The sequence below is a fragment of the Peribacillus sp. FSL K6-1552 genome (genome assembly GCF_038005205.1).
Taxonomy (GTDB): Bacteria; Bacillota; Bacilli; order Bacillales; family DSM-1321; genus Peribacillus; species Peribacillus butanolivorans.
This window is the reverse complement of the sequence record NZ_JBBOST010000001.1, coordinates 5634922-5651367: the sequence shown is the minus strand read 5'-3', so window position 1 is coordinate 5651367 and position 16446 is coordinate 5634922. Positions and strand designations below refer to the sequence as shown.

Annotated in this window: 17 protein-coding genes; 10 read left to right on the top strand and 7 right to left on the bottom strand. The window is 40.6% G+C overall.

The genetic code is table 11. From position 1 onward, the window contains the following. Positions 1-31: 31 nt before the first annotated feature. The 10 genes from NST21_RS27115 to NST21_RS27070 all read left to right on the top strand — a co-directional run bounded on the left by NST21_RS27115 (position 32) and on the right by NST21_RS27070 (position 10959). Positions 32-1315, top strand: a complete 1284-nt coding sequence (locus tag NST21_RS27115; RefSeq protein WP_056524149.1) for a UDP-N-acetylglucosamine 1-carboxyvinyltransferase — start codon at positions 32-34, stop codon at positions 1313-1315. Between the two features lie 98 nt (positions 1316-1413). Continuing rightward, entirely contained in the window at positions 1414-2376 is a 963-nt protein-coding gene (gene glpX / locus NST21_RS27110; protein ID WP_056524152.1) for a class II fructose-bisphosphatase, read from the top strand. Positions 2377-2703: 327 nt separating this feature from the next. Continuing rightward, a complete protein-coding gene (gene rho / locus NST21_RS27105) occupies positions 2704-3993 on the top strand; it encodes a transcription termination factor Rho (RefSeq protein WP_053348457.1) in 1290 nt (429 codons plus the stop codon). Between the two features lie 149 nt (positions 3994-4142). After that, positions 4143-4343, top strand: a complete 201-nt coding sequence (rpmE, locus tag NST21_RS27100) for a 50S ribosomal protein L31 (protein WP_053348458.1) — start codon at positions 4143-4145, stop codon at positions 4341-4343. A gap of 138 nt (positions 4344-4481) precedes the next feature. Continuing rightward, positions 4482-5087 (top strand): thymidine kinase, encoded by a 606-nt coding sequence (locus NST21_RS27095; protein ID WP_053348459.1) that lies wholly within the window; start codon positions 4482-4484, stop codon positions 5085-5087. Positions 5088-5919: 832 nt separating this feature from the next. Then, the gene (locus NST21_RS27090) at positions 5920-7539 is read left to right on the top strand and encodes an ABC transporter substrate-binding protein (RefSeq protein WP_340892292.1); all 1620 of its coding nucleotides are present in this window, start codon (positions 5920-5922) and stop codon (positions 7537-7539) included. A gap of 59 nt (positions 7540-7598) precedes the next feature. Further along, positions 7599-8567 carry an ABC transporter permease gene (locus NST21_RS27085; protein ID WP_057216298.1) on the top strand — a complete coding sequence of 323 codons (969 nt, stop codon included), beginning with the start codon at positions 7599-7601 and terminating at the stop codon, positions 8565-8567. Further along, positions 8539-9405, top strand: coding sequence for an ABC transporter permease (locus tag NST21_RS27080; RefSeq protein ID WP_340892291.1), 867 nt, complete (start codon positions 8539-8541; stop codon positions 9403-9405). Before NST21_RS27085 ends, NST21_RS27080 begins: the two co-directional genes overlap by 29 nt. 38 nt (positions 9406-9443) lie before the next feature. Then, entirely contained in the window at positions 9444-10364 is a 921-nt protein-coding gene (locus NST21_RS27075) for an ABC transporter ATP-binding protein (protein WP_201254108.1), read from the top strand. Then, positions 10354-10959 (top strand): ABC transporter ATP-binding protein, encoded by a 606-nt coding sequence (locus tag NST21_RS27070; protein WP_340892287.1) that lies wholly within the window; start codon positions 10354-10356, stop codon positions 10957-10959. The genes NST21_RS27075 and NST21_RS27070 overlap by 11 nt, the downstream gene beginning before the upstream one ends. A gap of 76 nt (positions 10960-11035) precedes the next feature. Here NST21_RS27070 and NST21_RS27065 read toward each other — a convergent pair whose 3' ends face one another. The 7 genes from NST21_RS27065 to ureB form a co-directional block, all read right to left on the bottom strand. Then, on the bottom strand, positions 11036-11515 hold the full coding sequence (locus NST21_RS27065) for a hypothetical protein (protein WP_340892285.1): 480 nt from the start codon (positions 11513-11515) through the stop codon (positions 11036-11038). Between the two features lie 272 nt (positions 11516-11787). Continuing rightward, complete coding sequence (locus tag NST21_RS27060; protein WP_056524169.1) at positions 11788-12612, bottom strand: urease accessory protein UreD; 825 nt, start codon at positions 12610-12612, stop codon at positions 11788-11790. Position 12613: 1 nt separating this feature from the next. Beyond that, positions 12614-13225: an urease accessory protein UreG gene (gene ureG / locus NST21_RS27055; RefSeq protein ID WP_056524172.1), complete on the bottom strand. Its 612-nt coding sequence runs from the start codon at positions 13223-13225 to the stop codon at positions 12614-12616. 34 nt (positions 13226-13259) lie between these two features. Continuing rightward, positions 13260-13946, bottom strand: coding sequence for an urease accessory protein UreF (locus NST21_RS27050; protein ID WP_340892283.1), 687 nt, complete (start codon positions 13944-13946; stop codon positions 13260-13262). Further along, positions 13939-14394, bottom strand: coding sequence for an urease accessory protein UreE (ureE, locus tag NST21_RS27045; protein WP_340892282.1), 456 nt, complete (start codon positions 14392-14394; stop codon positions 13939-13941). Before ureE ends, NST21_RS27050 begins: the two co-directional genes overlap by 8 nt. An 11-nt stretch (positions 14395-14405) precedes the next feature. Continuing rightward, positions 14406-16118, bottom strand: coding sequence for an urease subunit alpha (gene ureC, locus NST21_RS27040; RefSeq protein WP_057216085.1), 1713 nt, complete (start codon positions 16116-16118; stop codon positions 14406-14408). Beyond that, positions 16115-16438 carry an urease subunit beta gene (ureB, locus tag NST21_RS27035; RefSeq protein WP_340892281.1) on the bottom strand — a complete coding sequence of 108 codons (324 nt, stop codon included), beginning with the start codon at positions 16436-16438 and terminating at the stop codon, positions 16115-16117. Before ureB ends, ureC begins: the two co-directional genes overlap by 4 nt. Positions 16439-16446 lie beyond the last annotated feature (8 nt).

Sequence of the window (16446 nt, the reverse complement as noted above, 5' to 3'; positions counted from 1 at the left end):
TCTAAGTGCTTAGCGTGGAAGGGAGTATATTATGGAAAAACTTAAAATTGCCGGTGGCTATCCTCTAAAGGGAAGCATTCGTGTCAGCGGTGCAAAAAATAGTGCTGTCGCCTTGATTCCTGCAACAATTTTAGCAGACTCTCCTGTAACGATAGAAGGCTTGCCTGATATCTCAGATGTAGAGATGCTGAAAGAGTTAATGGAGGAAATTGGCGGTGATGTTGCCTTTAATGATGGAGAAATGACAGTAGACCCCAGCAGGATGATTTCAATGCCTCTGCCTAACGGAAGAGTGAAGAAATTACGTGCCTCTTATTATTTAATGGGCGCGATGCTAGGGAAGTTTAAAAAGGCTGTGATTGGCCTGCCTGGAGGTTGCCATTTAGGTCCTCGACCAATAGATCAGCATATAAAAGGTTTTGAAGCACTTGGCGCACAAGTGACGAATGAACAAGGTGCTATTTACTTAAGGGCAGATGAGCTACGAGGCGCACGTATCTATTTGGATGTCGTGAGCGTCGGGGCAACGATTAATATTATGCTTGCTGCCGTTTTGGCTAAAGGAAGGACAGTTATTGAAAATGCAGCGAAAGAACCGGAGATCATTGATGTTGCCACGTTGTTGACCAATATGGGAGCAAAAATCAAGGGTGCTGGAACGGATATTATCCGTATTGATGGTGTGGACAGTTTGCATGGTTGCAGACATACGATTATACCTGATCGGATAGAAGCTGGAACTTTCATGATTTTAGCCGCAGCAGTCGGCGAAGGCATCTTGATTGATAATGTCATTCCCCAGCATTTAGAGTCGTTAACGGCCAAAATGCGGGAAATGGGCATAAATATCGAGGCTGGTGATGATCAGATCTTTGTTTCTCCAGGTGAGAAATATAAAGCGGTTGATATCAAGACGTTAGTTTACCCTGGATTTCCAACAGATCTTCAGCAGCCCTTCACGTCTCTTCTAACAAAAGCAAGTGGTTCTAGCATGGTGACCGATACGATTTACGGGGCCCGCTTTAAGCACATAGATGAACTGCGGCGCATGAATGCAAAGATTAAAGTCGAAGGCAGAGCCGCAATTATTAATGGTCCGGTTCAACTTCACGGTGCAAAAGTAAAGGCAAGTGATTTACGTGCCGGAGCAGCTTTAGTAATTGCCGGTTTAATGGCAGAAGGGATTACTGAAGTGACCGGGCTTGAGCATATAGATCGTGGATACAGTCATCTTGTAGAGAAACTTTCAGGTTTGGGAGCAACGATTTGGCGTGAAGAAATGACGGAAGAAGAAGTGGAGCAGCTTAAAAGCTGATCCGTTTCTTGCTGCCTCATTGTGTTACATATATAAAGTAATGTGTTATACTAATATATAAATAAAGCATGCTAGTGCACATTGAGGGGGAACCAAGAATGGAAAGAAGTTTATCGATGGAGCTTGTTCGCGTGACAGAGGCGGCGGCGCTATCTTCTGCACGTTGGATGGGAAGAGGAAAGAAAGACGAAGCAGATGATGCAGCAACAACTGCAATGCGGGATGTTTTCAATACAATTCCTATGCAAGGTACAGTTGTAATCGGTGAAGGGGAAATGGATGAAGCTCCAATGCTTTATATTGGTGAAAAGCTTGGTACTGGGCTTGGACCATTAGTGGATGTTGCGGTTGATCCTTTAGAAGGAACGAATATCGTTGCATCAGGAGGTTGGAATGCTTTAGCAGTCTTGGCGATTGCAGATAAAGGGAATCTGCTTCATGCTCCGGATATGTATATGGACAAAATAGCAGTTGGTCCCGAGGCAGTTGGACAGATTGATATCAATGCATCAGTACTGGACAACCTGAAAGCGGTAGCCAAAGCAAAAAATAAAGATATTCAAGACGTAGTCGCAACGGTATTAAACCGCGATCGTCATTCGAAGATCATTCATGAACTTCGTGAGGCAGGTGCCCGGATTAAGTTAATCAACGATGGAGATGTTGCTGGTGCCATTAATACGGCATTCGACTTAACTGGTGTTGACATATTATTCGGATCAGGCGGAGCTCCAGAGGGAGTTATTGCAGCTGTGGCTTTGAAATGCCTCGGAGGAGAAATTCAAGGTAAGCTTCTTCCTCAAAGTGAAGAAGAAGTGGCTCGCTGTGTGAAAATGGGTCTTGAGTTAGGGAAAGTCTTGAGAATGGAAGATCTGGTTCGCGGAGATGATGCAATTTTTGCTGCAACAGGTGTGACGGATGGAGAACTTTTACGTGGTGTTCAATTTAAAGGCCATTACGGTGAAACACAATCCGTAGTCATGCGTGCTAAATCAGGTACCGTTCGTTTCATTGATGGAAGACATAGTCTAAAAATTAAACCGAATGGCTTAATTGACTGAGACTATTTTCATAAAAAATTACCGAGAGAAAGCGAGCGGTTTCATCGCTCGCTTTCTCTATAAAAAAATTTAAGTTGAATAATTAAAATAAAAAAAGTAAAATAAAGCTTGGTCTACTAATAATTGATTTGAATATATATAATCTGCCCTTTCACTCCAAACTTCAAGAAGCCTTCAAATAATTTTCTTCTTTACATGTAAAAATGTATCATCCTTTCTAAGAAAACTCTGGTCGGGTACATGGATTGCGGTTTTTCTTCCATTTAACAAACCATTTCTTTTTCAGTATGGGTGAAAACGTTTAATTAATAAAAGTGTGGTGTCATAATGAATTTAACTATTTCCAATTTAGAAAACATGAAACTAAAGGATCTCTATGAGCACGCGCGTGAATATAAAGTTTCCTATTACAGCAAACTGTCAAAAAAGGAACTTATTTTCGCAATCTTAAAGGCACAAGCTGAGCAAGATGGTCTTCTGTTCATGGAAGGCGTTTTAGAGATTATCCCTTCAGAAGGCTTTGGTTTCTTACGTCCAATTAACTATTCTCCAAGCTCGGAGGATATCTATATTTCTGCTTCGCAGATCCGCAGATTTGATTTGCGTAACGGTGATAAGGTTTCCGGTAAGGTTAGGCCGCCAAAAGAAAACGAGCGTTATTATGGATTGCTGCATGTTGAAGCTGTCAATGGGGATAACCCAGAGTCCGCTAAAGAGCGTGTTCATTTCCCAGGCTTAACACCGCTGTATCCAAACAGACAAATTAAACTGGAAACAACACCGAAGAATTTATCAACGAGAATTATGGATGTCTTAGCACCTGTTGGTTTTGGACAGCGTGGTTTGATTGTTGCACCGCCAAAAGCTGGTAAAACGATGTTAATCAAAGAAATTGCTAATGCCATAACCACGAATCATCCGGAATCGGAATTGATTGTATTGCTTATTGATGAACGTCCGGAAGAAGTAACAGACATTGAACGTTCCGTGGCTGGGGACGTGGTTAGTTCGACATTCGATGAAGTGCCGGAGAACCATATCAAAGTGGCAGAACTAGTGTTAGAACGGGCAATGCGCCTAGTTGAACATAAACGTGATGTTATTATTTTAATGGACAGTATTACTCGTCTGGCGCGTGCCTACAACCTTGTCATTCCGCCAAGCGGTCGTACACTATCCGGAGGGATTGACCCGGCTGCATTTCACCGGCCAAAACGTTTTTTCGGTGCAGCTAGAAATATCGAAGAGGGTGGTAGCTTGACGATTCTTGCTACAGCTTTGGTAGATACAGGTTCCCGAATGGATGACGTCATTTATGAAGAGTTTAAAGGTACAGGTAATATGGAGCTTCATTTAGATCGGGCCCTTGCCGAAAGACGTATTTTCCCAGCGATTGATATTCGTCGCTCTGGTACTCGTAAAGAAGAACTGTTAATTCCGAAAGATCGTTTGGATAAACTTTGGGCAATTCGGAAAACAATGTCTGATTCACCTGATTTTGCCGAAAAATTCCTTCGCCGTTTAAAACAGACAAAAGGAAATGAAGAATTTTTCAGTAAGTTGGATGAAGAGATGTTAGAAATGAAAAAGGGACCAGCGAACGCAAAACGTTCGTAAACAGGGAAAGAAACAAACTGTTGCACAACTAGTCTTAAGTTGCTATAATGAGTTCATGTGTTTTTACAATAAATGTGAGGGTACTTTTCCCACACCTTGAAGTATATAACTCTGTTTCGAATGATTCAGGGCAGAAGGAGCTGAAAAGAATGAAAACTGGAATTCATCCAAATTATAAACTTTCAAAAGTATCTTGCTCTTGCGGAAACACTTTTGAAACTGGTTCAGTTAAAGAAGAGATCAAAGTTGAGACTTGTTCAGAATGCCACCCATTCTATACTGGTCGTCAAAAATTCGCTGAAGCTGGCGGACGTGTTGATCGTTTCAACAAAAAATACGGTATTAAATAAGCCGGACTTTTCAAAAAACAGGCAAGTATTTTTCTTGCCTGTTTTTTCTTTTCTGTAAACAAGTTTGAATTTATATAAAGCCGGGTCTAATTCCATTATGGCCAAGGGATTGACAGGTGGAAGGGAGTAGCTGTTTCCATGTATGTAATGAAACAAACAGGCTGGATCGAGCTTATTTGCGGAAGCATGTTTTCAGGTAAATCTGAGGAATTGATTAAACGAGTCAGCCGTGCTCAATTTGCTAAAGAGCAAATAGCTGTTTTTAAACCTGCTATAGATAATCGCTATGCGGAAGAGGCTGTCGTATCACACAATGGGTCCTCTGTGATGGCAAAACCTATTGCCCATTCAACAGATATTTTTAAGTATTTAGACAAGCCCTTAGATATCATTGCAATAGATGAAGTGCAATTTTTTGATCATGAAATTGTCGGGGTTGCCCAGCATCTTGCGGACAGCGGTTATCGAGTGATTATGGCAGGACTCGATCAAGATTTCAGAGGTGAACCATTCGGTCCTATGCCTGCTTTATTGTCGCTAGCAGAATCAGTAACAAAGCTACAGGCTGTGTGTGAAGTGTGCGGATCACCTGCGAGCAGGACACAACGATTGATTAATGGTGCACCGGCCTCCTATGATGAGCCGATCATTCTTGTAGGTGCATCGGAATCATACGAGCCCCGTTGCCGCCATCACCACGAAGTCCCAGGCAAGCAGACGGCAGGGATTAAAGAACATATTTAAATCATGGTGCCTTAAGATCCAAAGAGATCTTAGGGCACTTTTATTAATTACACAAGTTCAGCTAAAAAAGAGCCTAAGGGAAACTGCTATTACCTTGAGTGTTAGAGTGGCAAAACCTTGTGTTTTATTGATATCAAATTCATGAGTGTATCCTTTGTTGTTACTTATTTAGCCCTGTGTGTCCCTTTCATGGATCAATCATTAGACCTGTATAAGTCTCTTCATTTTTCTATTCCCCCTCTCGCCTACTCAAAACTATTCAGTCCTATACGTTACCGCATTCAATGGGCTTTTAAATTCTTGATTTAGAGTTTTATCAAACTTGATTTTATGCTAGTAATAGAGTTGTTTAATTATAGAAAAAATCGTATACTTGACACAAAAGTCGTTTACTATTGTTGTTGTATGGAAAAAATTCTTTTCAAATATCTCTTGCAAAGTGAGTCCTTCAGTAGATAATAAAGCTGTTTATTATCAAATAAACTATTTAGATAAGGGATAGACGAGAATAGACACCAAATCAGCAGGTGCCTATTCTCGTCTTATGCTATTTTATGTAGCTTAGTTTCCACAACTTTTATTCCGCGAAATTGTTTATCTTCATCGTAGTCATGATTTGTAATACCTCCTGTAACAACACCTGCCAGAAAGATGTTATGGACATTTGCCTTATACGTATCTGAATTAATTGAATAATGTATTTTTTGTATACCAATTAGTTGTTTATTCCTGTAAATCGGGTGAGGTATGCACCCGTGAAATTCTCCTAATTTTACAGGCGGGTTAAGTATTTAACCTTTTTAGAAAGATATTAATTTATGGGGTGTGACAAATGAGAAAGAAATTGTTTGGAATTATAGTATTAGCTACATTAGTTTCATCTTTTATGTTAGGGGGGTGTAATCAGCAACTCGATCAATCTGGTGATGCAAATGGTGAGGGTATTCAGAAGAAAAAGGACGAACTTGTGATGGCTTTTGGATCTGAGCCTGAAGCAGGTTTTGATCCAACGACTGGATGGGGACGTTATGGTTCACCGCTATTCCAGAGTACTCTACTAAAAAGAGATAACAAGTTAAACATTGTAAATGATATTGCAACCAGTTATAAAGTCAATGAAGATGGCAAGGTTTGGACTGTAATCTTGCGTAAGGATGTGAAATTTTCAGACGGTCAACCATTAACCGCTGATGATGTAGTCTTTACATTTGAAACAGCCACTAACAATGGGTCAGTTGTTGATCTTAATGGTATGGATAAAGTAGAGGCAATGGATGATTACACAGTAAAATTCACATTAAAAGAACCTCAATCAACATTTGTTAATTCTTTAGTAGGAACGGGAATTGTCCCAAAACATGCATATGGAGCAGACTATGCTGAAAACCCTATAGGTTCAGGGCCTTATCAGCTCGTTCAATGGGACAAGGGGCAACAGCTTATTATAAAGGCTAATCCTGAATACTATGACAAAAAGTCGTATTTTAAAAAGATAACCTTTTTATTCTTAAACGAGGATGCGTCATTTGCTGCTGCACAAGCGGGAAAGGTTGATCTTGCCTATATACCAGCTGCATTTAGTAACCAGGAAGTGCCTGGAATGAGACTGGAATCAGTAAAAACAGTAGATAATCGGGGAATCGTCTTCCCATTCATAAAGTCAGGGGATTTTACTGAAGATGGTTTACCAATTGGTAACGATGTAACAGCCGATCCAGCTATTCGTCATGCGATAAATATTGGAGTAGACCGAAAAGCACTTGTGGATGGAGTCTTAGAAGGACGCGGGACTCCAGCCTATACTTCAGTGGATGGCCTTCCTTGGTGGAACCCAGATACAGTCATTAAAGATGCTGATTTGGACGGTGCGCGAAAACTTTTGAAAGAAGCCGGGTGGAAGGATACAGATGGAGATGGGATTCTTGAGAAAGACTCTTTGAAAGCTGAGTTCACTCTTTATTACTTAGCGAGTGATGCAATAAGACAATCTCTTGCCATTTCTGTGGCCGATATGATCGAGCCACTAGGAATTCATATTAAATTAGAAGGTGGAAGCTGGGATATTATTGAAAATAAAATGTATTCGAATGCTGTCCTTTTAGGTTGGGGAAGCCATGACCCTCATGAGATGTATAACATTTATAGTAGTAAATTTGCAGGGGTAGACTATTATAATACTGGTTTTTATCAAAACAAAACGGTAGATGATTATTTTGAAAAGGCTCTTCGCGCTACAAGTGAAACAGAAGCAATTGAGTTTTGGAAAAAAGCGCAATGGGATGGAACAACAGGTTTAAGTGCGAATGGCGACGCTCCATGGGCCTGGTTAGTGAATATTGATCATTTATACTTAGTGAAAGATGGACTTGATATCGGAGAACAAAGAATCCATGTTCATGGTCATGGTTGGCCTGCAACAGATAATATAGTTGAATGGAAATGGACTAAGTAACTGTGCGTAAATATATAGGTGGAAAGCTTGGATTATTTTTATTGTTGAAAGGTTTAAGAATGGTCACATTATTATTTGCCATTTGTTTAATTTCTTTTCTATTAATAAAAAACTCTCCGATTGATCCAATTCAAGCCTACATCGGTGCAGATATGTTGAAGGTAGGACCTGAGCAACGGGAGAAGATAGCTGAATATTGGGGAGTTGACCAACCAGTTATGGTGCAGTTCTTGAATTGGGGCTCTGCTTTGCTAACAGGTGATTTAGGAACTTCAATGATATTTCGCCGCCCGGTAATTGACATTATTGGTGAACGATTCTTAAATTCCCTAGCGCTCATGATATCAGCTTGGGTATTATCAGGTATGATTGGATTTGCCATGGGTGTTGTAGCGGCAATGAAAAAGGGGACTTGGATTGATCGAATAATAAAATGGTACTGTTTCACACTAGCTTCAACTCCTACCTTCTGGATGGGGCTCCTTATTCTTATCGTTTTTGCCGTTTGGCTAAAATGGTTTCCAATTGGAATGGGGGTTCCAGCTGGGGTCCTTGCGGAAAATGTCACAATGGTGGATCGAATCAATCATCTTATTCTGCCAGCGATCACACTTAGTATAGTTGGGGTGGCTAATGTGGCACTACATACGCGCCAGAAGCTGATTGATGTTCTTGCTAGTGATTATGTCTTATTCGCTAGGGCGAGAGGTGAACAAGGCTTTGTCTTGTTTTGGAGACATGGATTACGTAATGTTGCTTTGCCAGCGATTACCTTGCAATTTGCGGCTTTTAGTGAATTATTTGGTGGAGCAGTGCTGGCTGAGCAAGTTTTTTCATATCCCGGTTTAGGACAGGCTACGGTAGAAGCAGGGCTAAGGGGAGACGTTCCCCTTTTATTGGGATTAGTTATATTTAGTACAATATTTGTTTTTGTAGGAAATTTATTGGCTGATTTGAGCTATCGTTTATTAGATCCGAGAATGAGGGAGGGGAGAAGATATGATTTCAAGCCTCAAAGTAAAAAATAAAGATAATCATAAACGACTTCCTTCTAATCGAAAGCAGCGGACGCTTTTTATGATCCTAATTTCAATTATTTTTTTAGTAATTGTTATATTAGGAGGTGTTTTAATTGATGAGGGGAGAATTGTAACAAATCTTAATGATCGAAATGCTCCTCCATCCCTAGACCATCTCTTTGGTACCGATTGGTTAGGTAGAGATATGTTTACAAGAACGGTAATGGGACTTTCTTTAAGTATGGGAGTTGGATTGATTGGAGCAATTGGAAGTGCGTCAATTGCTCTTTTCTTGGGTATGGCAGCAGCAACAATGGGGAAAATGGCAGATCGTCTTATTTCATGGCTCATCGACCTTTTTCTGAGTGTACCACATCTCGTAACTCTTATTCTTATCGCTTTTACATTAGGGGGAGGATTTAAAGGAATTGTAATTGGATTAACTTTAACACATTGGCCAAGTCTTGCTCGAGTCATCAGGGCAGAGGTTATGCAAGTCCGTTCAGCGGAATATGTTCAGGTTTCACAGAAAATGGGGAAATCCCAATGGTGGATTGCTTTGCATCATATTCTTCCACATATAGCTCCACAACTCTTAATTGGTTTTATGTTACTGTTTCCTCATGTTATTTTACATGAGGCGGCAGTTACATTTTTAGGTTTAGGATTGTCGCCTCACGAGCCGGCAATTGGAATTATTCTATCAGAATCGATGAAGTACTTATCTTCAGGTATGTGGTGGCTTGCCTTTTTTCCAGGGCTTTGTTTGCTGATTATCGTTAGAACGTTTGATCAGATTGGAGAGAATATCCGGATGCTCATAGATCCTAATAGGGCTCAAGATTAATCAGATATGCTACGTTCAATATTAAGAGGAGTTAACAAATGCCTATTCTTGAAGTGGAAAATTTATCAGTATCTTTTAAGCAATATACTGGACTTAAACAGAAAACTCATAAAGTTATATCAAGTTTAAATGTTACTCTTGAGGCAGGTGAGATTCTTGCTGTTGTTGGAGCGAGTGGATCGGGAAAAAGTCTGCTCGCACATGCCATTCTAGGAATACTGCCGAGAAATGCAAGTATAAGTGGAGTAATTAAATATGCGGGAGAGGAACTCACCCCTGATCGACAAACTGTATTAAGAGGTAAGGAAATTGCTCTTGTACCACAATCGGTAAACTTTCTAGACCCACTCATGCGTGTTGGAAGTCAAGTCCGTACTTCTGTAAAAAATGGGGATGCTGTATCGGTTCAACGAGAGGTTTTTGAGCGCTATCACTTAAGGCAAGAGGTTGAGAAAATGTATCCATTTCAACTTTCTGGAGGTATGGCGAGGAGGACGCTTCTATCCACTGCTATGGTAAGCGGAGCAAAGGTGATTATTGCGGATGAGCCTACTCCAGGGCTCGACCCCGATGTAATAAAGGAAGCGCTAAATAATTTTAGAGAGGTTGCCGACAATGGTTGTGCGGTGATGCTGATAACTCATGATATTGAATCAGCCCTTAATATTGCAGATAAAATTGCCGTATTTTATGCAGGAACTACAGTAGAGGTAGCTCCAGTGGAGAACTTTAAAGGTCACGGTGAGGAAATAAGGCATCCTTATAGTAAGGCTTTGTGGAGAGCATTACCTCAAAATGATTTTATTCCAATTCCAGGTTCGCAACCTCATCCAAGTTCATTACCAGCGGGATGTTTGTTTGCACCACGTTGCGAAATGGCAACACCTGAATGCCGGCAAGTACAACCTGAAATGCGAAAACTTAGGGGGGGAATGGTGAGGTGTATTCATGCAACTTGAAGCAAAAGACATCGGATTTCGATATGGAAATGGACCATGGCTGTTTCAAGGAGTCAATTTAACGCTAGAGCCAGGGGAAATCGTTGGCATCACTGGTCCAAGTGGATGTGGGAAAACAACTTTTTGCCGGATTTTAGCGGGTTTTGAGACACCAATTGAGGGAACTGTGACCTTTAATAGTGCTCCATTGCCAAAGAAAGGATATCATCCTGTTCAATTGATCTTTCAGCATCCAGAAAAAGCGATTAATCCACGATGGAAGATGCACAAGATTCTTAATGAAGGATGGAAACCCAATAAAGAGGTGTTAGAATTACTGGGAATTGATCGGGAGTGGCTAGAACGATGGCCTAACGAACTATCGGGAGGAGAGCTACAACGATTTTGTGTTGCCTGTGCATTAGGACCCAATACTCGATTTCTAATTGCAGACGAAATGACAACAATGCTCGATGCAATCACACAAGCTCAAATCTGGCATGCTGTCATTGAAATTGCTAAAAAGAGAAAGATGGGAATAGTAGTTGTAACTCATGAATCAAAGCTTATGCAAAGACTTTGTCAACGTGTGATTGATTTTAATGATTTTAGTTGAGATAAAGAAATTAATTGAATGACATTAGAAAAGGAGATCTCTTTAATAGAGACCTCCTTTCTTATATTATCTATTTCTAATCATTCTCTTTACTATTATTTTCGTGTTCCGCTACTTTTTCATGGATTTCTGATTCAATTGCCTCAACTAGATCCTCTTCAAGCTTTTGCTTTGGCTGAGGATGGAACCATTGAATTTCTCCTTCATGAACAAAGCCTTTGAATTCCTCTCCCTGCACTTGCAAAGAAAATTGTCTGCGTTCATGTACCCGGTCTTCAAATGCTGGTTTTAATTCAAGGTCTTTAATCTCTTTTGAAATTCCATAGTGTCGCATTAATAAATGTATGGTAGTTTCAATAATGTCCACTTTACTTTCACCAATCATTTGTTTTGGGTGAGGGTGGAGCCAATGAATTTCATCCTCATGAAAATGCCCCTTGAATTCCTCTCCTTGGACCTTAAAAGTGAATGCGTGTCGCTCGTGAACACGGTTCTCAAACACTGTTTCTACCTCAAAATCTTCAAGTTCGGGTTTTGCATTCTTATCTTCAGGCATACTGTATCCCCTCTCATGAAAGTTTCTACTTAAATATTTTTCCTAGATTATCGTAAATATTATTGAGTTACAAGATCGGTAAAATACCGGAGTAATCTATTAATTGCCTATTATATAGGTCTTTATTTAAGACTGTCATTTAAAGGGCGCAGTTCATGGGAAATCGTTCTTTAATAGCACAGCGTAATGTGAATTTAGGAACTCAAAATAAATACGATATACAATGGCTCATCTAGCTGTGCCTTTTAAAGGAGCAGCCTCCGATGAATGTATTAATATTTCCGTAAAAAGCTTGGTGTACGATTATTCCACTTCTCGCTGATGATCTTTTGGCACTGATCCAATATTCGTTCAATGACTTGGGTAGAGTTGGCTAGGATTCGTATGCTAAAGCCTGGCACGGCTAGCTTTGAAATTCCAAATTTAAAACTCGATTCTTCTATTTGAATCACTTCATACAATTCATCGAGAAGAGAATTATTCGTATATTCGCTGACCGCAATCATAGAGCCTAGGTGAGTATAGCCTTCCATGAAACCTAGACCCGATAGTGTTTGTTGTTCTGGCATTAGTTTGATATGGTCAAACACACCAAGTTTACCATTCAGATAAACCTCAGTAACTAATTGAATGGTATTATAGCTAAACTTTTTACCCTCCGGGGACCAGCCAGGTGTGAGGATATCTGTGTAAATAAACGTTGCTCCACTTTCCATATGAACTACATTTTTTTGCTTGTAATGAGCATTTTCATAAGCAATTAGCGGATCTGGAAGGTATTCTAAATAACTGCCTTTTTGCAAGTGAATTTGGGTTTCCTGATAGGCATAGCCTTTCGGCGTTTTATATACTTTTGTCGCAGATTGGGTAGTTAAAGTAACTTTAGAGCCTTCATCGGCTGATATCTCCATCTTGTATCGATCGCCGTCTAAATAGCCGCCGCCGGGATTTAGAAGGTAATAGCAGACCTGACCTGAATCATCAAAGTAAATCGGTCGCATAACTTTGAGTGCACCTTGAAAATACACCCTTTTTGCGACGGTTTTCCCTTTCCGTTCTTCTAGGTCGAGAGATAAAGTGCCAGTCCAATCTGTCATATTAATCTAAACCTTTTAATAAAGCATGCTGCTTAATCCAGTCGATTACTTCAGGAAGGCCATCATCATTTTTTAAATTTGTAAAAACGAATGGTTTGTCACCACGGAATACTTTTGTGTCCTTTGCCATTACTTCAAGGCTGGCACCGACATATGGAGCAAGGTCCGTTTTATTAATGATGAACAAATCAGATTTAATCATACCTTGTCCGCCTTTGCGGGGGATTTTTTCCCCTTGGGCAACATCAATAATATAAATAGAAAAGTCAACTAGTTCGGGGCTGAAAGTAGCTGCAAGATTGTCTCCGCCACTTTCAACAAAAATAAGTTCAACGTCCGGGTGACGCTCGATTAACTCATCGATAGCGGCGAAGTTCATAGAAGCATCTTCGCGAATGGCGGTGTGAGGACAGCCGCCCGTTTCCACACCAATGATCCGATCCTCTGGAAGAACACCATTTTGTATTAAAAATTTAGCGTCTTCTTTTGTGTAAATATCGTTTGTGACAACTGCCATTTTTATTTCATTTTCGAGATGGCGTGTCAATTTTTCTACAAGCATTGTTTTACCTGCTCCAACAGGTCCTCCAACACCGATTCTTATTGGTTCCATTAAAACACTTCCTTTACTGATTCTTTCAAAAAAATTAAGACATAAATATTCGAATGTTAACGCGTTCATGTTTCATTTGAGACAGTTCGATACCAGGAGAAACGATGCCAAAATCATCTTTCGTTAGTTGCAGAATTCTTTCCACAGCCTGTGTTAATTCTGGTATAAAATTGTGAGTAATTGTTTGGCCTGCTGTTTGTCCAAGAGGAATGGCTCGTACCGCATTTTGAACTTGGCTGGAAATAGCAGAATACAAATAGTAGAGGATGGTGTCTGGTTTTGTTACCCCAAGCCCATGTGCTACCATCGAAAATACAATAGCGGGATGGCCGAATGAACTCTTTCTCTTAATTTCCGCTCTATATTGTGAGAGGATTGGCATACCGTATAGCGATTCTGTGAGTTTTAGCATTCGATCCCCAATCATTTGTGTTCCTTCCCGCGTTTCCCTCGGCAAGTTTTGGACAGTTAATAGGCGATCCAGGTTCCATATTTCTTGAATATCCTCATCTATAAGAGCTTCATAAACGAGACGAGAGGCAAGCCCATCTGAGTAGATGAGCTGCTCATGTAAATACACTTTAAGCCACTGGGAAAATGTCTCCTGGTCCTTAACTTGATCTTCTTGTATATAACTCTCCAGGCCGAAAGAATGGCTGAAAGCGCCCGTAGGTAAATTAGAGTCGCATAGCTGAAACAAAGAGAGAATATTGTTATTCATGACTGTGGCCTATATGACGGAACGCTTGTTTCACTTTTCGTTCTTCCCGTTTAAAAGGAATTCCGAGTTCTTGAAGTAATTCCTCAACCAAATAGTCATATTGGACCAACATATCATCTTCTTCAAATTGAGCAGGGAGGTGACGGTTGCCAAGTTGATGGGCGATTGTCCCCATTTCTTTTATGGTTCGAGGGGAGATAACAAGTAAATCATCTGATATCACATCTATGACGATCATATTTTTATCATCCATGTATAATACATCTCCAGCTAAAAGGTCTCGATGCTCTTTTAAGCGAATACCAAGCTCATTGCCGTGATCCGTTTTGACCCGTTGAATTCGCTTCATTAAATGTGCGCTTTCCAAGTACACTTTTTCTATATGACGCCTTTTAATTTCGTTTGTATCCATCTTTTCTAAGTTAGTGACAACTTTTTCTATAATCAATACTTTTCACCTCAGAATAGGAAATATCGCTGACCCATTGGCACCGTATCAACCGGCTCGCATGTCAGGAGTTCTCCATTTACTTTTACTTCATATGTTTGCGGATCAACTGTAATATCAGGTGTTTCAGCATTTAATTTCATATCTTTCTTAGTTAGAGTCCGAATTCCGCCAACAGGTAGAATCATTTTATGTAGTCCAAGTTTTTCATGAACACCATCATCGTAGGCTGCTTGAGAAATGAAAGTAACCGAACTTTTTGCTAAGGCCTTTCCAAACTGAGCGTACATTGGACGATAAATATACGGCTGTGGTGTCGGGATAGATGCATTGGCATCACCCATTAACCCAGTAACCGCAAGGCCGTTTTTAAGCACCATTTCTGGCTTCACGCCAAAAAACTTTGGAGACCAGAGGACTAAATCTGCCAATTTTCCAACTTCAATAGAACCAACATGCTCTGAAATCCCATGTGTAATGGCTGGATTAATAGTGTATTTGGCGATATAGCGCTTAGCCCGGTTGTTGTCGGCATGTTTGCTATCTCCAAACAGGATGCCTCTTTGTTTTTTCATTTTGTCTGCTACTTGCCATGTGCGTAGAACGACTTCTCCTACCCGGCCCATTGCTTGGGCATCAGAGCTTACCATGCTAAATACGCCCATGTCGTGAAGGATATCTTCTGCTGCAATTGTTTCCCTTCTTATTCTAGAATCTGCAAAAGCGATGTCTTCTGGAACAGAAGGATTTAAATGATGGCAAACCATGACCATATCAAGGTGTTCGTCGATAGTATTAACGGTATAAGGGAGGGTGGGGTTCGTTGATGAAGGCAGAATGTTATGGTAACCTGCTGATTTGATTAAATCAGGTGCATGGCCACCGCCTGCGCCTTCAGTATGGTACATGTGAAGAACTCGGTCTTTTACTGCGGCCATGGTATTTTCCATAAATCCGCTTTCATTTAATGTATCTGCGTGCAGGGCAACTTGAATGTCATATTCGTCTGCTACCTGTAGTGCGTAGTCAAGGGATGAACCAGTAGCTCCCCAGTCTTCATGAACTTTTAATCCGATAACCCCAGCTCTAACTTGCTCGGTTAAGGGTTCAATGGAAGCAGCATGTCCTTTACCTGTAAATCCAATATTTATAGGGAGGCCTTCAGCAGCTTCAAGCATGCGGTGAATATTCCATTCACCCGGAGTAACCGTAGTTGCCTTAGATCCAGCTGCAGGACCTGTACCGCCCCCGATTAATGTTGTTGTTCCAGATGTTAGTGCTACCTGTACTTGTTCCGGATTAATAAAATGAACGTGGGTATCGATGGCACCAGCTGTCACAATCAAACCTTCACCGGCGATTATTTCTGTAGATGCGCCAATAATAATATCCACATTGTCCATAACGAGTGGATTTCCGCTTTTACCAATTCCAGAAATTTTACCATCCCGAATGGCTAGATCTGCTTTACAAATTCCTGTGTAATCTAAAATTACTACGTTCGTTATAACGGTATCTGCCACACCGTCTTTACGAGTTGCAAGGGGGTGCTGGCCCATGCCGTCCCGAATGACTTTTCCGCCGCCAAAGACAACTTCTTCTCCGTATGAAGTGTAATCTTTTTCAATTTGAATAAACAAATCTGTATCAGCAAGGCGGATAGAGTCACCAGTAGTTGGTCCGTACATTTCAGCATATTGTTTTCGGGACATTTTAAAACTCATGATTCATCCTCACTTTCTAATTTGCCGTCTACTTTATTATTGAACCCGTATATACGCCGTTCTCCTGCAAAATTTAGAAGCTGTATTTCTTTTTCATCCCCGGGTTCAAAACGAACAGCCGCTCCTGAAGGGACATTTAATCGCTTTCCGTAAGCTTTCTTCCTATTAAATTGGAGTGCTTCATTTACTTCGTAGAAATGAAAATGTGATCCGACCTGAATAGGGCGGTCGCCGGTGTTAGTAACAGAAATGGTGAATACTTCTCTTCCTTCATTACAAATAATCTCTTCTTCTTTTAAAATGTATTCTCCTGGCAACATATAGCTAT